Genomic DNA, 23630 nt, shown 5'->3' on the forward strand with positions numbered 1-23630 from the left:
GTCGAGGAGCAGGACGTCCTTGACCTCACCCTTGAGCACACCGGCCTGGAGGGTGGCGCCGATGGCGACGACCTCGTCCGGGTTGACGCCCTTGTGCGGATCCTTCCCGGTCAGCTCCTTGACCAGCTCCGTCACGGCCGGCATGCGGGTGGAGCCGCCGACCAGGATGACGTGGTCGATGTCCGAGACCTTGATCTTCGCGTCCTTGACCGCGTTGTGGAAGGGCGCCTTGCAGCGTTCCAGGAGGTCTGTGGTCAGCTGCTCGAACTGCGAGCGGGTGAGCTTCTCGTCCAGGTGCAGGGGGCCCTGGGCGGACGCGGAGATGTAGGGCAGGTTGATCGTCGTCTCCGTCGCGGCGGAAAGTTCGATCTTCGCCTTCTCGGCGGCCTCGCGCAGACGCTGGAGCGCCATCTTGTCCTGGGACAGGTCGATGCCGTAGCCGTTCTGGAACTGCTTCACCAGATGGTCGACGATCTTCTGGTCCCAGTCGTCTCCGCCGAGGTGGGTGTCACCGTTGGTGGACTTGACCTCCACCAGCCCCTCTCCGATCTCCAGCAGCGACACGTCGAAGGTGCCGCCGCCCAGGTCGAAGACGAGGATCGTCTGGTCGTTCTCCTTGTCCAGACCGTAAGCGAGAGCGGCGGACGTCGGCTCGTTGATGATCCGGAGCACCTTCAGCCCCGCGATCTCACCGGCCTCCTTCGTCGCGGTGCGCTGCGAGTCGTTGAAGTACGCCGGAACGGTGATCACGGCGTCCGTGACCTCCTCGCCGAGATAGGCCTCCGCGTCCCGCTTCAGCTTCTGCAGGACGCGTGCCGAGATCTCCTGTGCGGTGTACCGCTTGCCCTCGACGTCACCGGATTCGGGAAATCGCCAGCCCGCCTCGCCGATGTGGCGCTTCACGGACCGCGCGGTGCGGTCGACGTTCGTCACCGCCTGCCGCTTGGCGATCTCTCCGACCAGGACCTCTCCCCCCTTGCCGAAGGCCACCACGGAAGGGGTGGTCCTGTTTCCTTCGGTGTTGGTGATGACCGTGGGCTCGCCGCCCTCCAGGACCGCAACGACGGAGTTGGTCGTGCCCAGGTCGATCCCGACTGCGCGTGCCATCATCGGCTCCTCTCGGATCTGTGAACCTTTCGGCTTGTCAATGCGCCGACGTCCCCAGCAGGGCCGCGGCTGTACCGGTCTGGTGCAGGAGACGCCGTACCAGGGGTGAGGTGACGCCCGCCAAGCGCAGAACGGTGCCCCTTTCCGAGGCCCGGCGCCGGGCTTCCAGCAGGACCCCGAGTCCGTAGCAGTCGCAGAACTCGACTCCGCTGAAGTCGACCTCCACCGTCCGCGCGCCATCGGACAACGCCTCATCCAGGGTCACCCGGAGCTGCGGCGCGCTCAGGATGTCGATCTCTCCCGACACGGCGACCTTGAGGTGCCCGTCGGCGCGCTGCCTGACCGTGGCCGCGAGAGGTGGTGTTTCGGACATGACGCGTACCTCTCTTCCTCCACCGGGCTGACGTGGCAGCCGCGGGACCGAGGAGGGAGGGCAGCCGGGGGGAAGGCCGGGCCGCCCTCCGCATTCCTGCCGCGCGTCCGTCAGGCGTTGATCTCCTTGTGTGAGCCGTCTGCGGGCAGGTCCAGCTCGACGACGAAGGCGTCACCCTCGCGGAAGGCATCCATGGGCATGGCCGCCGGCCGGGCCCCGGTTCCCAGGACCTGCTGGGTGAGCCGGTCCGGTTCACGGAAAGGACCAGTCCGCATGAGCATCGTCGTTCACTCCTCTCCCGACTCGTCACAGATGCGCATGGCGACACCATCTATATAGCGCGCTGCAATAAACTTGACAAGAGTTGACTCAAGGTGGCCGGCTCGGGCCGAGCGATCACGATGTCGGCAGCTCGTATACGGAGACGTGGTAGCTGCTGGAGTCTTTGAAGGGCACGCCAGACCATCCTCCGGTGCGGTGCCGCAGGCGTAGTCCGGCAGCCGCGGCCATCAGGTCGAGTTCGCCGGGGGAGGCATAGCGGAACGTGACGCGCACATGGCGGAGCTGGCCGTCGTCGAGGACCACGTAGTCGGAGACGTAGTGCTGTTTGGCGGGGTGGATGCTGCGGGTACACAGGACGAAGTCCTGGCCGGCGTTGTTCACGGGCCGGGTGCCGGAGGAGACCGTTGCCAGGGCCTCCGGCAGATGGGCGTCCAGGACGAAGAGGCCGCCTGGTTGCAGGCGTCGTGCGGCGCCCCTGAAACAGGCGAGTTGGTCGGCCTGTGTGGCGAGTTCGGCGAAGGTGCCGTTGGCGACGTAGACGAGGGCGTACGTGCCGGGTTCGTCTTCGGCGGGTGGAGCGGTGAAGTCGCCGATGGTCACCGGAATGTCGCGGCCGCCGGGTTTCGCGCGCAGCTGCGTGACCATCCGGGGGGAGCTGTCGATGCCGTGTACGGCCAGGCCCTGTTCGGCGAGGGGCAGAGCGATGCGGCCGGTGCCGACGCCGAGTTCGAGCAGGGGGCCGGGCGGGGCTTCCTTGGCGAGCGAGGCGAGGAAGGCGACGGTGGTGTCCGTGCCGCCGGCCGGCGCGAACCAGTCGTCGTACTGGGACGCGAAGCGTGTGTAGGCGGCTTCGGGCGGCGGGTCCTGGGGGCGTGCGGGGGGCATCGTGGCCTCCGGTGTGGGGCGAGGTCCGGGTGCGGGCGGGGTGACCGGGCGCGGTGGTCAGCCGAAGGGGTGCGGCGGAATCCCGGGGTCGGTGCGCGTGGGCAGTGGCCGGGCGCCGGGTGCGACGAGCCGCACGACGGACATGTCCTCGGTGTTGGGCGCTCCTGTGGGGCAGTCCACCGCGATCACGTCCAAACCGGTGTACTGGGTCAGCAGGTCCACCGGGTCAGGGAGGCCCACGGCGGAGCTTTCGGAGGTGTGGTGGACGGGCCCGTAACCGCCGGCGGGGTGGCCGCCCAGCCAGTGGCGCAGTGCGTCCTGGCGGTGGAAGGCCCACAGCGCGTGTTCCACCGCATCGTGCGGCCGGTCGGCGGTCTCCAGGCGCTGCAGGGCGCGGCGTGCGGCGGCGGTTCCCATGCTCCAGCGGACCATCAGCGCCTCGAACGCCGCTTTGGCCAACGCCGTTGCGCTTCCACCCGGCGGGCCGCAGCTCGCGCCGAAGCTCTGCAGGCGGCCGTCCTCGGTGTGCAGACAGACGACGACCGCGCACACCTGCCGCGGCGCGGGCGGCAGCAGCGCGGTGGCGCACAGCCGCTCGCGCACCAGCAGCGCCCTGAGATCGAGCGGCAGTCCGGTCGGACCTGCCAACGCGTCGTGCGCGGAGGGGCGATGGTGTTCCGGGGCGCACCAGCTGCGGCGGATCAGTTCACGTTCCAGGATCTCCCAGGCGGCGTGAGCGGTGGCGGCCTCCCGTCGGGGGTGCGCACCGACACCAGTCGATCCCGCCCGGACGGTGGCGGTGTAGCCGGGCGGGGGCCTGTGCTGGAGGAACGCGGCTCCGGCAGGCACCCACGCCTCGCCGTCCGAGCTCAAGGCCCGTCCCCGCACCCAGAGCTGGCGAGCGGCCCTGGACTCCGCGGCACCCCAGAGGGCCGGGTCGACGGCCGGAATCCCGCGATGCCGCAGCTCGGAATAGGTCGCGGTCCGCGTCGCCGGGAGCGCGCCGGACTCGGCCGCCCGGCCGGTCAGGACGTTGCCCATCCTCTCCATGAGTTCACCGCGGGCACGCACTGCGACATCGTCGGCGGTCGCGCCGGCTGCACTGCCCACCAGGACGGGTCTACCGCCGCCGGCGCTGTTGGATCCGAACGCTGCGGAGCGGGCTGCCACACGGGCGAAGACGACCGCCGCGCTGTCCGCGAACGGGCGGAAGACCTCGGGCACCCACTGTGGTGTGGCGGAAGACCCGTGGACCGTGGGCGAGGGGGCGGTCATAGGCTGCGCCCCGATGCTGTAGGGGCCTCAGGGGGCGGTACGACTTCGGCCGGGTGGCGGGCCTCCTCGTCGAGCAGGACGCGCGCCTCGGTCAGCACGGCGCGCCCGTCCGGTGTCAACGCCTTGGCGTGCCGGCCGAGAGTGCCGATGCCCTGACGGGCACCGGCCATCAGCGTGCCGTGCCGGCGGCTGAGCGCCTGGCCGAGCTCGCCGTCACCGCCTTCGTGGTCCCGCAGGCTCTCCAGGAGCCTGCGGTACAGCATCAGCTGGCGTACCAGCACGACGGTCTGCTGGAAGAGTCCGGTGAGCGGCCGTGGGTCGGAACGCAAGGGCGTGCTCACCGGCGCCACCGCGTGGGCGGCAGGGGCGAGGAACTCGGTCACCAGGGCCGCCGCGTTGCACCGCGTGTGCGTCCCCTCGTGGACGAGGGCATCTGCGAGTCGTACCCAGCCGGGCAGGCCGCCGCGCGGGACGAGCCGTGCGGCATTGACGAACACGGCACCGTGGACGGTGAAGTCGGTGAACCCGTTGATGCCCGGGCCGCGCAGCAACGCGATCTGCGTGACGCCCACCCGCAGTTCGGCGAGCATGTCCGGCCACGCCGCGTCCAGCCGCTCGATGGCCTCGATGAAGACCTCCCTGTGGTCAGCTCCCCAGCCGCACACAGTGGAGCCCGCCCCATGTGCGGACGGCGGGGCCTGGGCAGCCTGGCCAGGCGGCAGGGACGACCATGCGCGGGCGACGGCGTCCCTCAGATGGGCGTCCGGCTCGGCCAGGTCCACCTCCCACAGTGAACCCGCGGTATGGCGGGGGCGTGACGAGGCACGGTGCAGCCGCTCCGCCAGCCCGGGCGGCGCGTACTCCGCCGTGCCGGTGCTCCGGCGCGACTGCTGCGCCTGGTGGGCCACCGCCTTGACCGCAGGATGCGCGGGAACGGCGCAGGCGAGCCGTGCAGTGCGCAGGGCGGCCCGGGTGGCCTCCCATACCGCGGCTTCGGCGCGGCGGGCAGCCACTGCATCAGGTGTCACACGCAAGGTTCCGTCTCCGCCTCTGCATCGATCGACAGCGGGCGGGTGCGCGCCGGACCTCTCGCAAGCGGTCCGCCACGCACCCTTGTTTCGTCCGGGCGCGGGAGTCCCGGCCCGGTCAGTCGCCGTCGTCGATGTCGATCATCAGGGCGAGCTCGGGAAGCTCCTCGGTGACCTGCTCGATCTCGTGCTCCATGCCAGACCTCTTTCTGGGGCCGTGTGGCCCTGTAACGGAGTATTCGGCGTGTGGCCGTCGGACAGCCCACGAGCTACCCGTGCGGCGGTCGGTCATGTGGGCTGCCGCGTGGCGCGGTCGGCATCCGGTCACCGATGATCCGGCCGGCAATGGTGTGGTGCATCAAGGGGTGGACGTGCGAGTGACGCGAGGCTGGTGACAACGGCCGAGTCCATCGCCGAGGCGGCGTGCCGGGTGTGCCCATCCAGCAGGGCGGGGCGTCACCGAATGCGCCATGGCCCCACGCCGCGCGGACCGGATGAATGTCCGGTCCACTGCGGCATGCGCGCGGACCATGCGCCCGGTGCGCCCCGTGTGCTCTCGGCGCTCGGTCATCGGCCCAGCCCCGGCCCGAGGCGGGCTTTGGTCGCACGCCTCTGCGGGCGTTAGGGTCTGACGCCTTGATGAGGAAGGTTGGGAATGGGGCTCATGGATGCGGACCACGCGGAGCTGGTCGTCGCGGCGCAGGCCGGGGACGGCCGGGCGCGCGAAGAGCTGATCGCCGCATACCTGCCCTTGATCTACAACATCGTCCGACGGGCGGTGAGCGGACATGACGACGTCGACGACGTCGTCCAGGAAACGCTGCTGCGGGTCGTGCGCGATCTGCCCGCCCTGCGCGCCCCCGACAGCTTCCGCTCCTGGCTGGTGTCGATCACCCTCCGCCAGATACAAACCCATTGGCAGCGGTACCGCGACTTCGCCGGCCGGACGGCGGACATCGACGAGGCGGTCCACATACCGGATGCCGGCCCCGAACCCGAGGACGCGACGATCCTGCGTCTCCATGTGTCGGACGAACGCCGTCAGATCGCCGAAGCCGGCCGGTGGCTCGACCCGGACCACCGGGTGATGCTCTCACTGTGGTGGCAGGAACGCGCCGGACTGCTCAGCCGTGAGGACATGGCCGCCGCGACGGACCTCACCGTCGCCCACGTGGGAGTGCGCCTGCAACGCATGCGCGAGCAGCTGGACCTGAGCCGGACGATCGTCGCCGCGCTGGAGACCCACCCGCGCTGTCCGCAGCTGGGCGAGACCGTCGCCGGCTGGGACGGTCTGCCTACATCGGTGTGGCGGAAGCGGATCGCGCGGCACACCCGTGACTGCCCGGTCTGCACGGCGACGGCGGCGAAGCGGGTACCTGCTGAGCTACTGCTCCTCAGTCTCGCGCCCCTGGCCGTCCCTGCCGGACTCATCGCCTCGCTGACCGCCAAGGGCCTGCTGTCGGGTTCGGCCGCGAGCGCCGCCGGGCTGGCTGCAGCACCCGTCGGCACGGCGACGGCGACGGCGACGGCGACGGCGGGAGGCGGTCTGCACGGCGCGCTGGCCGGCAAATTCCACGTGGTGACCGCTCATCCGCTGGCGAGCCTCGCCGTCGGCGCGGCGCTCGTCACCGGTGCCGCCACCTACGCGACCTGGCCGGAACCGGCCCACCGGCCGCCCGACGTCATCGCCGCTCCCACGGTCGGCGATCCCACGCCGATCCCGTCGAGCACCCCCACGTCGGCCGGACCGCCGTCCGCGAGTCCGTCCGCGGTCGCAGGCACGGTTCCGCTGGGCGCACAATCACTGGAGTCCGTGGACGAACCCGACCTCTACCTGACGTATTCCGGCGACTTCGCGACGCTGGGCCGGGTCTCCGCGTCCAGCAGTGCGCAGACACGGCAGCGCGTGACGTTCACGGTGGTCCCGGGGCTGGCCGACGCACGGTGCGTCACCCTCCGTGCGGCCGACGGCCGTTATCTGCGCCACCACTATCTGCGGCTGCGGCTGAGCGCCGACGACGGCAGCGAACTGTTCCGGAAGGACGCCACCTTCTGTCCGCGCCCCGGGGCGGTCGCGGGGTCGGTGGTCCTGCACTCCTCCAACTACCCCGGCTCGGTCCTCCGCCACCGCGACGGCGGCATCTGGCTCGACGGCTCCGACGGCACCAAGGCCTTCGCCGGCCAGGCCTCCTTCGTCGTCCGCAAGGCCGGGTCCTGAGCACCGCTCCCCGAACTTTCCGGGCCGAGCCGTGCAGTGACAGCCGGCGAGCCGGCACCGGGCTCCGGCATGCGCGGTTCACACACACGGCAACCGCCCACCGCTGACCAGGGACGACCGGACCGAGGGGCCCGGCGTAACACTTTTCGTCTGCGAGATGCATCACGGGGCGATCTTCGGGGCGGCGCCGCTTTTCTGTTACGCGGCCTGGCGTTCGCAAGCCTCCACTTCGTGGGGTTCTTCCTGCCGCTCACCATGCGAGCCGGCGAGGGCGGTCCCCACCTCCCCGTAGGCACGCACGCGAAAGAAAGCCCCCCATGACGCGACATACCCGTGAGCCCCGCGAGAGCCGTACGCAGCATCGGCGCCTCGTCCCGCACCGCACCCACCCCGAGGCGACCCGAGACCACGGAGGAGCGGCATGAAGGGCCTGCACCGGCGCGGCCGGGGTCGCCGGACACTGACGATCGGCCTGTCGGCCGCGGCGCTGCTGGCGGGTGCCTTGACGCTCCTGCCCGGCTCCGCCGGAGCCACGACACCCCTGGGCACGCATGCGGCGCCCTCGGGCAGGTACTTCGGCACCGCTGTGGCCGCCGGCAGGCTCGGCGACGCGAGGTACGCCGACATCCTGGACCGGGAGTTCAACATGATCACCCCGGAGAACGAGATGAAGTGGGACGCGATCGAACCGTCCCGCGGCAACTTCAACTTCGGCCCCGCCGACCAGATCGTCAACCGCGCCATGGCACACGGCCAGCGCGTGCGCGGCCACACCACGGTCTGGCACTCACAGCTCCCGTCCTGGGTCAGCTCCATCGGCGACGCGAACACGCTGCGCAGCGTGATGAACAACCACATCACCACCGAAATGACCCACTTCAAGGGCAAGATCTACGCCTGGGACGTGGTCAACGAGGCCTTCGCCGACGGAGGCAGCGGCCGGCACCGCAGCTCGGTGTTCCAGAACGTGCTGGGCAACGGCTTCATCGAGGAGGCGTTCCGCACCGCACGGGCGGCCGACCCCTCCGCCAAGCTCTGCTACAACGACTACAACATCGAGAACTGGTCCGACGCCAAGACCCAGGGCGTCTACAACATGGTCAGGGACTTCACGTCACGTGGCGTGCCGATCGACTGCGTCGGATTCCAGAGCCACTTCGGCACCGGCGGCCCCCCGGCCGGCTTCCAGACCACCCTGTCCCACTTCGCCGCCCTGGGCGTCGACGTCCAGATCACCGAACTGGACATCGCCCAGGCGTCGCCCACCCACTACGCCGACACGGTCAAGGCCTGCCTGTCCGTGGCCCGGTGTACCGGGATCTCGGTGTGGGGCATCCGCGACAGCGACTCCTGGCGCAAGGGCGAGAACCCTCTGCTGTTCGACGGCAACGGCAACCCCAAGGCCGCCTACACCGCCGTCGTGAACGCCTTCAAGACAGCCCCCGGTACCGCCCCCGGGAGCGGCACGATCAAGGGCGTCGCCTCCGGTCGCTGCATCGACATCGACGGTTCCACCACGGCCAACGGAACCCAGGCGCAGCTGTGGGACTGCCACGGACGAACCAACCAGCGCTGGACCTACACCTCCGGCAAGCAGCTGATGATCTACGGCAACAAGTGCCTGGACGCCAGGGGCAAGGGCACCGCCAACGGCACCGCGGTGGTCATCGAGGACTGCGACGGCAGCGTCAGCCAGCAGTGGGACATCAACGCCAACGGCACGATCGCCGGGTCCCGGTCCGGGCTGTGCCTCGACGCCGTCGGCGCGGCCACCGCCAACCGCACCAAGATCCAGCTGCACTCCTGCTGGTCCGGCGGCAACCAGAAGTGGACCGGCCTGCCCGGGACGCCGACCCCGACGAAGCCCGCGCCGACGGGCGGCACGTGTGCCCTTCCGTCGACGTACCGGTGGACGTCCACGGGTGCACTGGCGCAGCCGGCGAACGGGTGGGCCTCGCTGAAGGACTTCACCACCGTGACGTACAACGGCAAGCACCTGGTCTACGGCTCGGACTTCTCGGGATCCTCGTACGGCTCCATGATGTTCGCGCCCTTCACGAACTGGCCGGACATGGCGTCGGCCCGCCAGACCGGGATGAGCCAGCCCGCGGTGGCTCCCACACTGTTCTACTTCGCGCCCAAGAAGATCTGGGTGCTGGCCTACCAGTGGGGGCCGTGGCCCTTCATCTACCGCACGTCGAGCGACCCGGCCAACCCCGACGGCTGGTCCGCGCCGCAGCCGCTGTTCACCGGAAGCATCCCCCGCACCGATTCCCCCACCGGCCCGATCGACCAGACCCTGATCGCCGACGACCAGAACATGTACCTGTTCTTCGCCGGGGACAACGGCAAGATCTACCGGGCGAGCATGCCGATCGGAAACTTCCCGGGGAACTTCGGCTCCTCGTACACGACGGTCTTGAGCGACACGCCCGACAACCTCTTCGAAGCGCCGCAGGTGTACAGGGTTCAGGGCCAGAACCAGTACCTCATGATCGTCGAGGCCAAGGGCGTGAACCAGACGCGCTACTTCCGCTCGCTCACGGCCCCCAGCCTGAACGGCCCGTGGACCCCCCAGGCCGGCAGCGAAAGCAGCCCCTTCGCGGGCAAGGCGAACAGCGGCGCCACCTGGACCAACGACATCAGCCACGGTGACCTGGTCCGCGACAACCCCGACCAGACCATGACCGTCGACCCCTGCAACCTGCGGTTCCTCTACCAGGGCAAGTCCCCCACTGCGGGCGGCACCTACGACCGGCTGCCCTACCGGCCGGGTCTCCTCACCCTGCAGCGCTGACCTGCCCCGATCCACAGCACTACGCAAGGAGCACGATTCCCCATGAAGAACCCCACGAACGGCGGCCGCCGCGGACGTCACCGCCGTCGCTGGACCGGTGCCGGACTGCTGCTCGGTGTGCCGGCCGTCCTCGTGCCGTACCTCCTGTACGTGCAGGACGACTCGCAGGCCGCGACGGTCGACGGCGATTCCTACTACCGGCTGGTTTCCGTACGCAGCGGCAAGGTGCTGGACGTCAACGCCTTCTCCACCGCCGACGGCACCCGCATCCAGCAGTGGACCGACCAGAACACGGCCAACCAGCAGTGGAAGCTGCGACCCACCGGGGACGGCTACTACGAGCTGGTGAACCGCAACAGCGGCAAAGTGCTGGGCATAGCAGGCGGTTCGACAGCCCATGCGGCCGCCGTCGAGCAGCAGACCGACAGCTCCTCCGCCTCCCAGGAGTGGCGGATCGACGAGGTGAGCGGTTCCGACGCCGTCGTCCTCACCTCCCGCAGGAGCGGCCAGGTCCTGGACGTCTCCGGAGGCTCCACGGCCGACGGCGCGGCAGTCGTCCAGTACCCCGGCCATGGCGGTACCAACCAGCAGTGGAAGCTGGTGCGGACGGCCGGGAGCAATGCGCCCGGATCCGGACCGTACACGTGGCGCAACGCCCAGGTGGTGGGCGGCGGTTACGTCACCGGCCTGGTGTTCAACCCGCGGGAGAAGGGCCTGCTGTACGCGCGTACCGACATGGGCGGCGCCTACCGCTGGGACACCGGGGCCGAGCAGTGGGTCCCGCTGACCGACTGGATCGGCGAGAAGGACTGGAACCTGCTGGGCGTCGACGCGCTGGCCACCGACCCGGTCGACGCCAACCGGCTCTACCTCGCCACCGGCACCTACACCAACAACTGGGCGGGCAACGGAGCGATCCTGCGCTCCACGGACCGCGGCCGCACCTTCCAGCGCACCGACCTGCCCTTCAAGCTCGGCGGCAACGAGGACGGCCGCGGGGCGGGCGAGCGGCTGGCGGTCAATCCCGCGGACAACGGCACCCTGCTGCTGGGCACGCGCAAGAACGGCCTGTGGCGCAGCACCGACCACGGCGCGACATGGAGCCAGGTCCCCTCGTTCCCCGTCAAGGACGGGGCGAGCAGCGGCGCGGGCATCTCGTTCGTGACGTACGGGCCGGCCGGCAGCAAGACGGTCTACGTCGGCGTCGCCGACCGGTCCACCTCCCTGTACCGCTCCACCGACGGCGGCAGCACCTGGCAGGCCGTCCCCGGGCAGCCGACCGGCCAGATGCCGCAGCACGCCGTGGTCTCCGGTGACGGCTCGCTGTACCTGACGTACACCAACGCCCTCGGCCCCAACGGCGTGACGGGCGGCTCGGTGTGGAAGCACACCCCGGCCGGCGGGGCGTGGAAGAACGTCTCCCCCTCCCAGGGCAACTACGGGTTCTCCGGTCTGGCCGTCGACCCGCGCAAGCCCTCCACGGTGATGGTCACGACCCTCGGCCGCTGGTGGCCGCAGGACGAGATCTACCGGACCACCGACGGCGGCACGACGTGGAAGGCACTGGCCGACAAGTCGGTGCGGGACGCCTCCGCCGCTCCGTACGTGGGTACCGGGACCGGGCACTGGATGACCGCCCTGGCCATCGATCCCTTCGACTCCGGGCACGTGCTGTACGGCACCGGCAGCGGCATCCTGCGCAGCAAGGACGCCAACGCCTCCGACAGCGGCGGCACCAGCCACTGGAGCGTGGGGGCCCGCGGGCTGGAGGAGACCGCACTGCTGGACGCGATCGCTCCGCCCGGCAGCGTCCACGTCATCACGGCCATGGGCGACCTGGGCGGATTCCGCCACGACTCCCTGACCGCGGTGCCCGACGGGCGACTGAAGAACCCGATGATGACCAACAGCACCTCCATCGACTTCGCGCAGTCCAACCCCTCGATGATGGTCCGCGTCGGCCGTGGCGGTGCGCAGGACGGCGCCTACTCCACCGATGGCGGCCGCAGCTGGAACGGCTTCGCGTCCGAACCGGTGGCCGGCGCCGACAGCGGCCGGGTGGCGCTCTCCGCCGACGGCTCGGCCATCGTCTGGACGCAGGCCGGCCAGGCCCCGTACCGCTCGACCGACAAGGGAGCGAGCTGGTCGAAGGTCAGCGGCCTGAGCGCCGACGCCGTCGTCGTCGCCGACCGGTCCTCGGCCGGGACGTTCTACGCACTGGCCGGCGGCACCCTCTACGCCAGCACCGACGGCGGGGCGACCTTCGGTGCCCGGGCCGCCAACCTGCCCGCCGACGGCCGGCTCAAGGCCGTCCCCGGAGTCGCGGGCGACCTGTGGATCGCCGGCGGCGGCCAGGGGCTCCTGCACTCCAGCGACGGCGGCCGCACCTTCACCAAGGTCGCCCCGGTGAAGGCGGCCTCCGCCATCGGCTTCGGCAAGGCCGCACCGGGCGCCTCCTACCAGGCCCTGTACCTGATCGGCACCGTCAAGGACGTCACCGGCGTCTTCCGCTCCACCGACAAGGGCGCCACCTGGGTCCGCGTCAACGACGACGCCCACCAGTGGGGCGGCATCGGCAGCACCGGCGTCATCACCGGCGACCCCGACGCCTTCGGCCGCGTGTACGTCGGCACCAACGGACGCGGCCTCCAGTACGGCGACCCGTCCTGACCCCGACGCCCCGGGCGGGGCCGCAGGCACAACCGTGCCGGAGCGGCTCCGCCTGTGGGCGGGTGGCGGCGGACCGGCTGACGGAGGCGTCAACCAGACGGACGGTCGAGTCTCGTCGTCAGGGCCGAGTGCTGCTGCGGCCTGGTGCCGGGCGCGGCGGTCGCCTTCCCAGGCCGGACCTCATGGCGGTCCCACCGAAGCCAGCGCGTTGCGTGCGAGTTCGCGCAGCCAGGCGTGAGCGTTGTCGGTGTCATAGCGCTGATGCCACGACAGGTACACCGGCGCCGCCGGCAGTTCGAGCGGCAGGGGGAGTACGACCAGGCCGAGGTCGGTGACCGCGGAGCGCGTGGTGGCTTCGGGGACGCTGAGCACCAGGTCGCAGTCGCGCGCGAACGCGAACGCGGCCGCTTCCGTGGGCGCGGTCGCCACCACGCGCCGGCTCAGGTCCAGCCGGGCGAGGGCTTCGTCGAGGGCGTTGCTGAGGTTTCCACGTCGCGAGACGGTGACGTGCTCGGCTGCGGCGTAGCGCTGCGCGGTGAGGGTCCTGGCGCGGGTGAGGGGGTGCCCCCGCCTCACGACGGCGACCAGGCGGGTCTCGCCCGCGGTCTCGGTACGGATGTCCGGCGCGGTCGGGCGGTTGGCGTTCGCTTCCAGGTCGACCTCCCCGCGCCGCAACTCGTGCGTGTCGACGCTTGATTCCCCGATGAAGCGCAAGCGCACGCCAGGTGCCTGTGCGCGTACGGACGTGAGGAGCGCGGGTCCGCTCAGGGCGACCAGGGACTCGTGCCAGCGAAGTGTGAACGTGCGCTCCAGCGTTGCCAGATCGAGTTCGCGGCTCGGTGCCAGTACCCCCTGGACCTGGTGCAGCAGCTCGTGCACCTGTGCCCGGACGGCGATCGCGTACGGCGTCGGGGTCATCGTGCGGCCCGTGCGCACCAGGATCTGGTCCCCGGTCGTGCGCCGGATACGGCCCAGGCTCCGGCTCATCGCGGGGGCGGTGACATGCAGGCGCGCGGCCGCCCCGGCCACGCTCCCCTCCTCCAGCAGCGCGTCGAGCGCGGTGAGCAGGTTCAAATCCAATTGCATGGGAGTCATCCTAGGCATGCTTTACATGCAGTTGAAGTTAACTCCTGGGCTTCATACCGTTGAGGCACAAGCCCGTCCCACCCCTCCTCCGTCAGGAGCACCGCCATGTCCGAAACCCTGCAGACCGCCGCCGACGCCGACCTGCTGGCCCAGACCGCGAGCGCCGTGCGTACGGCGGGTTCGGCGCTGCGCGAGCGCTTCGGCGAGGTGGTCCGCTACGAGACCCGCGAGGAGCTGATGCGCGCGCTCGCCGTCAACGACGACATGGCCCTCGGCATCCTGCGCCCCCGCCTCACACGGCTGCGTCCGAACGCCGGCTGGGTGGAGGACGAACTCGACGGCGGAGCGCTGCCGCCCGGCGAATGGTGGGTCGTGGACCCGGCCGAAGGCAACGTCAACCACCTTCACGCCCTGCCGGAATGGGCGGTCACCGCCACCCTCGTGCGGGAGAACCAGCCGGTGCTCACCGTGGTCCACCTGCCGTTGACGGGCGAGACCTACACCGCGCTCGCGGGAGCGGGTGCCCACCTCGACGGCCGGCCCCTGCACGTCTCGCAGACCGCGGACCTCGGCCTGAGCATCGTCGCCACCAGCCAGGCCCGGCCGGACGAGGACGAGGAGGTCGTACGCCGCGTCGGCGCTTCGATCACCGCGATGCTCCTCGGCGCACTCGTCGTCCGAACCGCCGTGCCCGCGACCCTGCACCTGGCGAACGTGGCCGCCGGCAGGACCGACGTCTTCTGGCAGTTCGCCGGAGCCCGCGCGGACCTGCTCCCCGGGGCACTGCTCGTCCGGGAGGCAGGCGGACGGATCTCCGACGCCGAGGGCCGCCCCTGGACCCCGCAGAGCAACAGCTTCCTGGCCGCCGCACCCGGCGTCCACGCCCAGGCCGCATCTGCACTCTCCCGCTGACCTGACGAAGAGCAGAAAGAATCAGAAGGAGCCGCATCGCTATGAACGAGATCGCAGTACTCGGGAACGGCCGCGTCGGCGGCAGCCTGGCCGCCGCCCTGACCCGGGCGGGGCACCGGGTCACCGTGGCGGACCGCACGCAGGGCGCCGCCGCCGAGGCCGCCCGCACCGCCCGGATCGTCATCAACGCCACACCGGGCGCCGGCTCACTGGAACGTCTCGCCGCGCTGCGCGAGGAACTGCGGGGCAAGATCCTCGTCGACGTCTCCAACGCCACCACCGACGGCCCCGACGGCCTGCCCGCAGACCTGATCCACCCCGGCTCCAGCCTCGCCGAGCGGCTTCAGGAAGCACTCCCCGAAACCCGCGTCGTCAAGACGCTCAACACCATGCTCTACCCGGTGATGACCGCGCCGGCCACCCTCGCCCAGCCGCCCACCGCGTTCCTCTCCGGCGAGGACCCGCAGGCCAAGCAGACCGTCCACGACCTGCTCACCGACCTCGGCTGGAGGAAGGAGTGGATCACCGACCTCGGCGGGATCCAGACCGCCCGCGCCACGGAGGCCGCGATCCTGTTCGTCCCGCACGTGATCCGCTCCAGCGGATTCACGCCCTTCGCGCTCTCCATCGCCCGCTGACCCCGCCAACCCGGCAGGCGGGCTCCCTTGCGCCGTCCGTCAGAGGTGGGACGGCAGGTACCCCAGTTGCACCGCCCGGACGCCGGCCTGGAAGCGGCTGCGGGCGCCGAGGTGGGTGAGCAGGCCGGTGGTCAGGCGGCGGGCGGTGCGGGTGGAGATGCCCATGCTGTTGGCGATCGACTCGTCGGTGCGGCCCTCCGCCATCAGGCGCACGACCTCGGTCTGCTGGCGGGTCAGTTCGCCGGAGGAGCGCTGGGGCGCGGCGCCGAAGGGTTCGGCGGAGTCCCATACGAGGTCGAACAGGCGGCACATCAGGGAGATCACGCCGGGGTCCGTGATGGCCAGGGCGCCGTCGGCCGTGCTGTCGGAATCGGAGGCGATCAGGGCCGAGCGCCGGTCGATGATGATCATGCGGTTGGGCAGGGTCGGCACCGTGCGGATGTGCGCTCCCTGCTCGGTGAGCCAGGTCGCGTGGCCTGCGGTGGGGGCGTCGCGGCGGATGCTGTCCAGGTAGACGGTGCGCATCGTGATGCCGCGGGAGAGGAGGCGGCGGTTGAGCGGGCGCGAGGCCTCCATGTTGGCGGGCGTCTGGGGTCCGCCGGGGGCGAAGGTGAGGAACTCCTCCTTGACGTTGTCGTTGAGGGCTTCCAGGTGGTCGCGGATGGCGTCGATCCCGCGGAGGTAGCGGATGCCGGCGCCCATCGACATCGTGTCGTGCTGTGCGTACTGGGCGATCAGCTCGGCTGTCGCCGCGCGGCTCTGCTCGACGTGCTGCTGCTGCTCGGCCAGCTCGGCCTGGCGGCGCGCGAGGAGTTTCATGAGCCCGAGGTCGGGGCTGATGGCGCGCATCGAAGACTCGTCCGCCGACGAGGTGCGGATCAGGGCCAGCTCGAAGAGCTGGTCGAGGGCGTCGCGCACGGCGTCCTCGGACAGCTGCAGCTGTCCGGAGAGCTCGGCCACTCCGGACAGCGGGTGGGCCAGCATCTCCCGGTAGACCGCTTCGGCTGCGGCGCTGAGGCCGAGTGGACCAAGCATGAACGTTCCCTTGTGGTGCGAGTGGTGCCAGTGGTGCGAGCGGGTCATCCGCGCCGAGATCCAGCGCTGACGTACTCCGGCTTCCGACGATCCTGTCCCGGTCAGCGGACGCTCGACGCCGCATTCTATTGCTCCAGGTCAGCCCGTCCCGGGCGGGACGCCCGGCAGTGGCCAACTGCAACCCCTGGCACTGGGGCCCCGAAACCCGCATGGTCTCAACCATGTTCCTGATCTGCGCATCCCTGACCCCGCGCCCCGGCGGCAGCGGGTCCTTCCCCGCCGACACCGCGGCCGCCGTCGCGTCCGCCTCCGCCGCGGCCGGGGTGCGGGGCATCGAACACGTCGTCCAGCGCGCCGAACCGGGCACACGCCCCGTCCTCGGCATGTACGTCGTCGCCGCCACGCGGCAGGCCGCTGCTTCCGCTTCCGAGCGGGCGTGGCACGCCGCGGTAGCCGCCCGCCCCGAGTTGGGAGGGTGGACGGCGGTCTGGGTGGACGTTCCGCTTCCCGAACCGCCCGTGGCCTAGGGCGGACATGGCCATTTTGACCCTCCTGATCTCCCTTCTCCCGGCTCTTGCGCCGGGGCAGACTCGTGGTCGTCCAGGAAAACAACCGAGGAACGGAGCACGAACATGAAGAAGACCAAGGCCCTGGCCATGTCACTGATCGCCGCCACCGCCGTGCTGTTCGGCGCCGGGACCGCGAGCGCCGGCACCCTCCCGATATCCACTCTGCAGCCCGGCTCGACCTGCTCCTCCCCCGGCTTCGGCTGCCCGCACGACTCCGGCTGGCAGGGGATCACGCCGCCCGTCGCCCAGTGACGGAGCCCGGGTCCGGCAGTCGCGCCCCGTCCCCGCACCGGGGCGCCGGGGCCCGCCGGCTCACGGTGTTCCTCGACCGGCTGTCCCCCACCTCGACCGTGGAGCCCGTCCCGCTGCAGGACCTGCACACGGCGCACGCGCCGCGCAGCGCCGAGGAGGACGAGCAGTACGCAAGGACCCTCGCCGCCTCCGGGGAGGACCTCGCGCCGGTCCTCGTGCACCGCTCGACGATGCTCGTCATCGACGGCGTGTGCCGGGCCCGCGCCGCCGTGCTCCGCGGCCACACCCACATCCCGGCCCGGCTCTTCGACGGCACGGAGGAAGACGGCGAACTGCTGTCGGTGCTGGTCGACATCGCGCACGGCATGGTTCCGCCCGTGGCGGTACGTACCGCCGCGGCCCGGCACGCGCTCCGCGTGCAGCCCGACTGGTCCGACCGGGCGCTGGCCGCTCTCACCGGACTGCCGGGAAAGCGCATCGCAGCGCTCCGGCGGGAGAGCGGAGCCGCCACCGCACCGCACGAACGACGGCTCGGCCTCGACGGCCGGGCCCGGCCCCTCGACTCCGCCGCCCGCCGGCAGCTCGCCGACGGGCTGCTCAACGACGACCCGCACGCCTCCCTGAGGCAGGTCGCCCGCGCGGCCGGACTGTCACCGGCCACCGTGGCCGACGTACGCGCACGCAGGCGCCGCGGCGAGGATCCCGTACCCCGCCGGGGCGCCGGGCCCCGGCCCGCGCGGCCCGGCCTGGTCCCGACGCCCCGGAGGCCCGTACCGCCGACGGCCGTCACCGCACTGCGCCCCGTACTGGCCTCTCTGACCCAGGACCCCTCCCTGCGGCACACCGAGAGCGGCCGCGCGCTGCTGCGCGCCCTGGACGTCTCCTGTGTGCTCGCGGACGGGATCGAGGGCATCGCCGCGCACGTTCCGCCGCACCGGCTGGACGCCGTCGCCCGGCTCGCGGAGTCGCACGCCCGGCTCTGGGAGACGCTCGCCTCCCATCTCGGGCAGCGGCACACCGGCCGCGACGACCGCACCCCGCTGCCCGCGGGCACCGGCGGCGCGGCCGGCTGACGGCGCTTCCCGCTCCTGCCACCCCTGCGTCCGGTGGCCGGGGCGGACGAGCACGTCCACTCCGACGGCACGACGCCGTTCGGCGCCCCCCCATGCCCGCAGCACCAGCAAAGCCCATCCCCTTCCGTCGGCAGACCCCTTCCCCGCCCGCCGGAACCCCCCGCAATCCAAGGAGCAGGAGTGGCACTCGCCGTAGCAGAACGACACGTGGCAGGGTCCGTCGTCCACCTCACCCCGGCCGAGAGCGAGGGGTTGTGGAACCTGTCGGAAACGGTGGTCTCGCTGCTGGAACGCTCCCCGTCGTTCGACCTCTCGGAACTCCTCCCGGAGGTCCCCCACGCGCTGCGCACCGCGCTGACGGACTTCCGCGAAGGAGCGTCGGACAGCGGATACCTGCTGGTGAAGGGGGTGTCCACGGGTGAACTCCCGAGCACGCCCCTGGAATACGGGTCACGGGCACTGGTCGGACACGCCACCGACGGAACGCTCGCGCTGACGGCCGACCTCCTCGGCAGCCTCATCGGGTACGCCGACGAGAAGAAGGGCGACCTCTTCCACGACGTGCACCCGGTGCGGGGCGAGGAGCACCGGATGGAGAACAGCGGCTCGGTGGCCTTCGACTTCCACACCGAGAACGTCCACCATCCGCTGCGGCCCGACTACCTCGGCCTGCTGAGCCTGCGTCAGGGACACGAGCGGACCACGGCCACCCGAGTGGCCTCCGTCCGGCAGGCCCTGGCCCGCCTGACGCAGGCCGAGGCCGCCACCCTGCGGGAACTGCGGTTCGAGAGCCTGTTCCCGACCTCGTTCACGCGGGGCACCTCCGGCGAACGGCCCACCACGGGCCGGCACCGGGTCCTCTTCGGCGCCCCGGGCAACGAGTCCTTCCGTTACGACTCGTTCAACACCAGGGCGGCGGACCCCGAAGCCGCACGGGCCCTGCAGGCCCTGGCCGGAGCACTCGAAGCAGTCTGCGCCGAAGTCGTCCTGGAACCCGGCGACCTGCTCCTCGTCGACAACCACATCGCCGCCCACGGCCGCTCCGCCTTCACTCCCCGCTACGACGGACGAGACCGCTGGCTGCGCCGCTTCTACTCGCACAGCGCCGTACCGGGCTGGGCGCGGCGCATGATGGCCGGCGAACGCGTCCTGCCGACCACCACCGACATCCAGGGCATCTTCTGAGGCCACATCCCGGCCTCCCCTCCGCCCCTCCCCCTCCACGTGCCGGACTCCGTGAGTTCCGCACGCCCTCATCGCCAGCGCACATCAAGCGCATACCGCCAGAAAACCTCCCAAGAAGGGCACACGCATGTCCATCCTCGCTTCCCCCGGTGACCTCGCGCCCGGTGAGATCCCCGACGCCGCCATGGCAGCCGTCGTCTCCGGCGAGACCTCGCCCGAGGCCGTCTATTACCCCGTCAGCGACCAGCGCATGGTCACCGGCGAAGGGGTCTACCTGTACGACTCCGAGGGCCGCGGATACATCGACTGCGCCTCCGCGACGTTCAACCTCAGCCTCGGCTACCGCCACCCGGCCGTCATCAAGGCGATCAAGGACCAGGCCGACGAGCTGATCCACGTCACGTCGAGCTTCCAGACGGAGCCCATCAACCGGCTCTCCAAGCGCCTGGCCGACCTCGCCCCCAAGCGCCTCACCAAGACCCACCTCAAGGTGTCCGGCGGATCGGTGGCCAACGAGGGCGCGATCAAGATGGCGCAGCGGGCCACGGGCAAGCGCGACGTCGTGACGCTGTTCCGCAGCCACGTCGGCCAGACCATGATGATGGCCAGCCTCTCCGGGAACGCCTTCCGCCGGGCGCCGTTCGCCCAGCTGTACCCGGGCGGCATGCAGGTGCCGGACCCGTACTGCCACCGCTGCTTCTACGGCCAGCAGGCCGGCAGCTGCCGCATGATGTGCGTGGACCGCATCAACGACTTCCTGGAGTTCGCGAGCAGCGGCAGCGTCGCCGCCGTCCTCGTGGAGCCCATCTCCGGCAACGGCGGCAACATCGTCCCGCCGGACGGGTACTTCACCAGGCTGCGCGAGTTGTGCGACGCCCACGGCATCAAGCTGATCTTCGACGAGATCCAGACCGGCATCGGCCGGACCGGGCGCATGTTCGCCGCCGAGCACTTCGGCGTCGAGCCGGACGCGATGACGGTCGCCAAGGGCCTCGGCGGTTCCGGCGCGCAGGTGGCGGCGATCATCGCGAGCGACGAGATGGCGGGCCTGCCCACCAACGACCACTCCTTCACCTACGGCTCCAACCTGCTGGCCGCGTCCGCCGCCCTCGCGACGCTCGACGTCATCGACGACCCGCTGTTCCTGGCGAACGTCCGCGCCACCGGCGACCTGATCATGGGCCGGCTGGAGGAGATGAAGAAGCGCCACCGCGTGATCTCCGACGTCCGCGGCGTGGGCCTGATGATCGGCATCGAGATCGTCAACCCGGACGGCGCCCCCGACACCGCCCTGACCAACCACCTTGCGGACAAGGCGATGGAGCACGGCCTGATCCTGCGCACCTCGCGCTACGGCAACGGCAACGTGCTCAAGATCCGGCCGCCGCTCACGCTGACCCTGGCCGAGGCCGAGCTGATCTGCGACCGCTTCGACGCGCTGCTGACGGAGCACGCGTGATGGAACCCGGCCTCGTCCTGGTGGGCGGCGGGTTCCGCGCCACCACCTTCCTCGCCTCCGCCCCCGGGCTCCTCGCCCACCGGGTCACCGTGTTCGAGCGCGGCACGGTCTTCGGTCCCGGCGGCTTCGCGGACTACGCGATCACCAGCACCTCGATCGGCTCCCGCTTCCTCAAGGAGCTCTCCGCCACCGGTCCCTTCGCCGCGCTGAGGGACGATCCGCTGGTCGCCCGGGTCGCGGACGCCGAGGCGCCGGTTCCCATGGAGCACCTGGCCACGGCGCTGGGCCGGGTCGGTACGGCGGTGGCCGCGGCCCTGGGGCCCGACCGGCTCGTCCTGGGCACGGAGGTGACCGCTCTCGACGTCGTCGAGGAGGGCTCGGCCGTACTGGTCCACCTCGCGGACGGGCGGACCGTACGGAGCGGGAACGCGGTCATCGCCACGGGGCGGACCGAGCGGCCGCACGCCGAACTCGCCCCCTGGCGGGCGAAGGTGCGCCGGTCCGCGCAGATCATCAGCCGGAGCGGGCGGGACGGGCTGCGCCGGGAGCTGGCCGCACTCGGACGCCACGGCGAGGACGGCCGCCGGATCGTCATCGCCGGCGCCTCGCACAGTGCCATGTCCGTGCTCCGCGTCCTGCTGGAGCTGTTCGACGAGATCCGCGCGACCGACCCCGGCTACCGGGCCCCCGCCGTCGACGTGCTCCAGCGCAGTGCGGCGCGGCTGGTCCACCCCGGCCTCGCCGAGGCGCGGCGGGATTACGTCGAGGGCCGCGAACGGGCCGCCGACCCGGCCACCGACGTGTGCCCGGCGACGGGCATCGTCTTCCGCGACTCGGGGCTGCGGCACGAATCGCGGGACCTGTACTGCGCGCTGTGGGACGGCCGGATCCCGGGTGCCCGGCTGGTCCGTACGGGCCGGCTCGCGGAGGCCGCGGACCTGCTCGACGACGCCGCTGTGGTGGTCCAGGCCCTCGGCTACCACGGCCACGCGCCCGACGTGCTGATCGACGGCCGGCTCGCCCGCCCCAGCCGCTCGCCGGAGCGGTTCGCGCACACGGACGACGGCACGGCGCTGATCGCCGGGCGGCCCGTTCCGGCGCTGTCGGTCCTCCGGGTCGAGCCGACGCCGTACGCCCTGCGCGACCACGCGGTCTACGGCAGCGGGCTCTACGGCAGGCTCGCCGGCCGGCTCCTCGCCCGGCTCGAAGCAGACGCCGGCTCCCCCGCCGCGGCCGCTTCTCCGCCCGTTGCCGCTTCCCAGCCCTCTTCCCTGCCCCCATACGTTCCCCAGGAGAGCGCCGTATGACCACCGAGACGACGGCCGCGGCCGCCGTACCCCGCGTCCGCGACCAGCAGCAGCTCGTCGAGGAGCTGGCCGATCTGCTCCAGGACCGCAAGCAGCCGGGCCGGCCGCTGGTGGCCGGGCTGACCGGCATGGACACCTCCGGCAAGTCGCAGCTGGCCGCCGCGCTGGCCGCCGAGTTCCGGCGCCGGGGAGCGGACCACCAGCTCGTCCGGATCGACGACTTCCACCGGCCGCGCGCCGTCCGCTACCGCTCCGACCTGCCGGACGCGGAGGCGTACTACCACCACAGCATCGACTTCGGCCGGGCCGCCGAGCAGCTGCTGCGGCCCGTACGGGAGGACGGCCGGCTGTCGGCGGAGCTGACCCTGCTGGACCTGCCCAGCGACACGTACACGCTGACCCGGGCGTACGAGGTCGGGCCGGAGACGATCGTGCTGGTCGAGGGGGTGTTCCTGTTCCGCGCCGAAATCCGGGACCTGATCGACCTGTTCGTGTACCTCGACGTCGCCGAGGACGTCGTACTGGCCCGCGGCCGGGTGCGGGACGTTCCCTCCCAGGGCGAGGAGGTCATGGGCAAGTACCACACGAAGTACCTGCCGGCGCAGCGGGCGTACCTGGCCGAGCACCCGCCGGCCGAGCACGCGGAGGTGATCGTCGACAACTCGGACTGGGCGGCTCCGGTCGTACGGGTGTGGCCGGCGGGTGCGGTTCCGTCCCGCGCAGGGGACGGCGGCCGATGAGCGCCGCGGCCCCCGTCCGGGGTCCCGTGCGCGCGGTGGTCTTCGACCTGTGGAAGACCCTCGTCCCACTGCCCGATGACGTGAAGCGGCAGGCCTTCACCGAGACCGCGCGGGCCCTGGGCATGCGGCCGGAGGAACTCGCCGGGCCCTGGGCGCAGACCCGGGTGCGGCGCGAGACCGGCCCCCTGGACGTCTACCTCGACGGCCTGCGCGCGGACCTCGACGCTCCGTGGGACGACGCGCAGCAGGCCGAGGCCATGCGGGTGCGCCGGGCCGTCCACGGCCGGGGCTTCGCCCGTCCCGCCGAGGGCGCCGTCGAGACGCTGACCCGGCTGAAGGCCCTGGGCGTCCCGGTCGGCCTGGTGTCGAACTGCAGCTCCGACGTCCGGGACATGCTCGACGCCTCGGCCCTGGGGCCGCTGATCGACGTGTCCGTGCTCTCGGCGGAAGCCGGGCTGATGAAGCCGGATCCGGAGATCTTCCTGCTCGCCGCCCGCCGGCTGGGCGTGGACAGCGGTGCATGCCTCTACGTCGGAGACGGCCACGACGACGAGCTGGACGGCGCGTCGATGGCCGGGATGACCGCGGTGCTGCTCGACCTCGGCGAGGACCACCCGTGGGCCGGCCCCCGGATCGGCGGGCTGCCGGAGGTCCTGGAGCTCGCGGGGTACGGCGGGCGGGCACCGGATGCCGTCTGAGTGACCGCGCCCGAACCGTTCCGAAGCCCCGTTCCGACAGG

At 71.5% G+C, this 23630-nt stretch carries 21 protein-coding genes and 1 pseudogene; 13 read left to right on the top strand and 9 right to left on the bottom strand.

The window, feature by feature from the left end; all coding sequences use genetic code 11:
* The 7 genes and pseudogenes from AB0F18_RS13325 to AB0F18_RS13355 all read right to left on the bottom strand — a co-directional run.
* The coding region (locus AB0F18_RS13325; RefSeq protein ID WP_362058792.1) for an Hsp70 family protein at nucleotides 1-1107 on the bottom strand (1107 nt) is incomplete at its 3' end.
* Nucleotides 1108-1144: 37 nt separating this feature from the next.
* Nucleotides 1145-1480 carry an STAS domain-containing protein gene (locus AB0F18_RS13330; RefSeq protein ID WP_362058795.1) on the bottom strand — a complete coding sequence of 112 codons (336 nt, stop codon included), beginning with the start codon at nucleotides 1478-1480 and terminating at the stop codon, nucleotides 1145-1147.
* Nucleotides 1481-1623: 143 nt separating this feature from the next.
* Nucleotides 1624-1761, bottom strand: a pseudogene (locus tag AB0F18_RS13335) (Hsp20/alpha crystallin family protein); the annotation flags it as partial.
* 115 nt (nucleotides 1762-1876) lie between these two features.
* Nucleotides 1877-2647, bottom strand: coding sequence for a class I SAM-dependent methyltransferase (locus AB0F18_RS13340; protein ID WP_362058798.1), 771 nt, complete (start codon nucleotides 2645-2647; stop codon nucleotides 1877-1879).
* 57 nt (nucleotides 2648-2704) lie between these two features.
* Nucleotides 2705-3922, bottom strand: coding sequence for a YcaO-like family protein (locus tag AB0F18_RS13345; protein WP_362058800.1), 1218 nt, complete (start codon nucleotides 3920-3922; stop codon nucleotides 2705-2707).
* The gene (locus tag AB0F18_RS13350) at nucleotides 3919-4950 is read right to left on the bottom strand and encodes an HEXXH motif-containing putative peptide modification protein (protein ID WP_362058803.1); all 1032 of its coding nucleotides are present in this window, start codon (nucleotides 4948-4950) and stop codon (nucleotides 3919-3921) included. The genes AB0F18_RS13345 and AB0F18_RS13350 overlap by 4 nt, the downstream gene beginning before the upstream one ends.
* Nucleotides 4951-5068: 118 nt before the next feature.
* Nucleotides 5069-5242 (bottom strand): hypothetical protein, encoded by a 174-nt coding sequence (locus tag AB0F18_RS13355; protein WP_362058806.1) that lies wholly within the window; start codon nucleotides 5240-5242, stop codon nucleotides 5069-5071.
* 363 nt (nucleotides 5243-5605) lie between these two features.
* On the opposite strand from AB0F18_RS13355, the gene AB0F18_RS13360 reads away from it, so the two are divergent.
* The 3 genes from AB0F18_RS13360 to AB0F18_RS13370 all read left to right on the top strand — a co-directional run bounded on the left by AB0F18_RS13360 (nucleotide 5606) and on the right by AB0F18_RS13370 (nucleotide 12635).
* Nucleotides 5606-7168 (top strand): sigma-70 family RNA polymerase sigma factor, encoded by a 1563-nt coding sequence (locus AB0F18_RS13360; protein ID WP_362058809.1) that lies wholly within the window; start codon nucleotides 5606-5608, stop codon nucleotides 7166-7168.
* 421 nt (nucleotides 7169-7589) lie between these two features.
* Nucleotides 7590-9965 carry a non-reducing end alpha-L-arabinofuranosidase family hydrolase gene (locus AB0F18_RS13365; protein ID WP_362058812.1) on the top strand — a complete coding sequence of 792 codons (2376 nt, stop codon included), beginning with the start codon at nucleotides 7590-7592 and terminating at the stop codon, nucleotides 9963-9965.
* Between the two features lie 42 nt (nucleotides 9966-10007).
* Nucleotides 10008-12635 (top strand): RICIN domain-containing protein, encoded by a 2628-nt coding sequence (locus AB0F18_RS13370; protein WP_362058815.1) that lies wholly within the window; start codon nucleotides 10008-10010, stop codon nucleotides 12633-12635.
* A 180-nt stretch (nucleotides 12636-12815) separates the two neighbouring features.
* Here the strand turns inward: AB0F18_RS13370 and AB0F18_RS13375 are convergent, their stop codons facing one another.
* Nucleotides 12816-13721, bottom strand: coding sequence for a LysR family transcriptional regulator (locus tag AB0F18_RS13375; RefSeq protein WP_362058818.1), 906 nt, complete (start codon nucleotides 13719-13721; stop codon nucleotides 12816-12818).
* Nucleotides 13722-13826: 105 nt separating this feature from the next.
* Here AB0F18_RS13375 and AB0F18_RS13380 point away from each other — a divergent pair, with 105 nt between their 5' ends.
* Nucleotides 13827-14633 carry a 3'(2'),5'-bisphosphate nucleotidase CysQ gene (locus AB0F18_RS13380; protein WP_362058821.1) on the top strand — a complete coding sequence of 269 codons (807 nt, stop codon included), beginning with the start codon at nucleotides 13827-13829 and terminating at the stop codon, nucleotides 14631-14633.
* Between the two features lie 41 nt (nucleotides 14634-14674).
* Nucleotides 14675-15271 (top strand): NAD(P)-binding domain-containing protein, encoded by a 597-nt coding sequence (locus AB0F18_RS13385; protein ID WP_362058824.1) that lies wholly within the window; start codon nucleotides 14675-14677, stop codon nucleotides 15269-15271.
* A 39-nt stretch (nucleotides 15272-15310) separates the two neighbouring features.
* Here AB0F18_RS13385 and AB0F18_RS13390 read toward each other — a convergent pair whose 3' ends face one another.
* Complete coding sequence (locus tag AB0F18_RS13390; protein ID WP_362058827.1) at nucleotides 15311-16306, bottom strand: helix-turn-helix transcriptional regulator; 996 nt, start codon at nucleotides 16304-16306, stop codon at nucleotides 15311-15313.
* Between the two features lie 221 nt (nucleotides 16307-16527).
* On the opposite strand from AB0F18_RS13390, the gene AB0F18_RS13395 reads away from it, so the two are divergent.
* The 8 genes from AB0F18_RS13395 (at nucleotide 16528) to AB0F18_RS13430 (ending at nucleotide 23589) form a co-directional block, all read left to right on the top strand.
* The gene (locus AB0F18_RS13395; RefSeq protein ID WP_362058829.1) at nucleotides 16528-16833 is read left to right on the top strand and encodes a hypothetical protein; all 306 of its coding nucleotides are present in this window, start codon (nucleotides 16528-16530) and stop codon (nucleotides 16831-16833) included.
* A gap of 105 nt (nucleotides 16834-16938) precedes the next feature.
* Nucleotides 16939-17127, top strand: coding sequence for a hypothetical protein (locus AB0F18_RS13400; RefSeq protein WP_362058832.1), 189 nt, complete (start codon nucleotides 16939-16941; stop codon nucleotides 17125-17127).
* Complete coding sequence (locus tag AB0F18_RS13405; protein ID WP_362058835.1) at nucleotides 17124-18200, top strand: ParB/RepB/Spo0J family partition protein; 1077 nt, start codon at nucleotides 17124-17126, stop codon at nucleotides 18198-18200. The genes AB0F18_RS13400 and AB0F18_RS13405 overlap by 4 nt, the downstream gene beginning before the upstream one ends.
* Nucleotides 18201-18380: 180 nt before the next feature.
* Nucleotides 18381-19385 (top strand): TauD/TfdA family dioxygenase, encoded by a 1005-nt coding sequence (locus tag AB0F18_RS13410; RefSeq protein WP_362058838.1) that lies wholly within the window; start codon nucleotides 18381-18383, stop codon nucleotides 19383-19385.
* A 127-nt stretch (nucleotides 19386-19512) separates the two neighbouring features.
* A complete protein-coding gene (locus AB0F18_RS13415; protein ID WP_362058841.1) occupies nucleotides 19513-20844 on the top strand; it encodes an aspartate aminotransferase family protein in 1332 nt (443 codons plus the stop codon).
* Nucleotides 20844-22151 (top strand): hypothetical protein, encoded by a 1308-nt coding sequence (locus AB0F18_RS13420; RefSeq protein WP_362058844.1) that lies wholly within the window; start codon nucleotides 20844-20846, stop codon nucleotides 22149-22151. Before AB0F18_RS13415 ends, AB0F18_RS13420 begins: the two co-directional genes overlap by 1 nt.
* A complete protein-coding gene (locus tag AB0F18_RS13425) occupies nucleotides 22148-22891 on the top strand; it encodes a hypothetical protein (protein WP_362058846.1) in 744 nt (247 codons plus the stop codon). Before AB0F18_RS13420 ends, AB0F18_RS13425 begins: the two co-directional genes overlap by 4 nt.
* Entirely contained in the window at nucleotides 22888-23589 is a 702-nt protein-coding gene (locus AB0F18_RS13430) for an HAD family hydrolase (protein WP_362058849.1), read from the top strand. The genes AB0F18_RS13425 and AB0F18_RS13430 overlap by 4 nt, the downstream gene beginning before the upstream one ends.
* Nucleotides 23590-23630: the final 41 nt, after the last annotated feature.

The sequence above is a fragment of the Streptomyces sp. NPDC029216 genome (assembly GCF_040648015.1).
Lineage (GTDB): Bacteria > Actinomycetota > Actinomycetes > Streptomycetales > Streptomycetaceae > Streptomyces.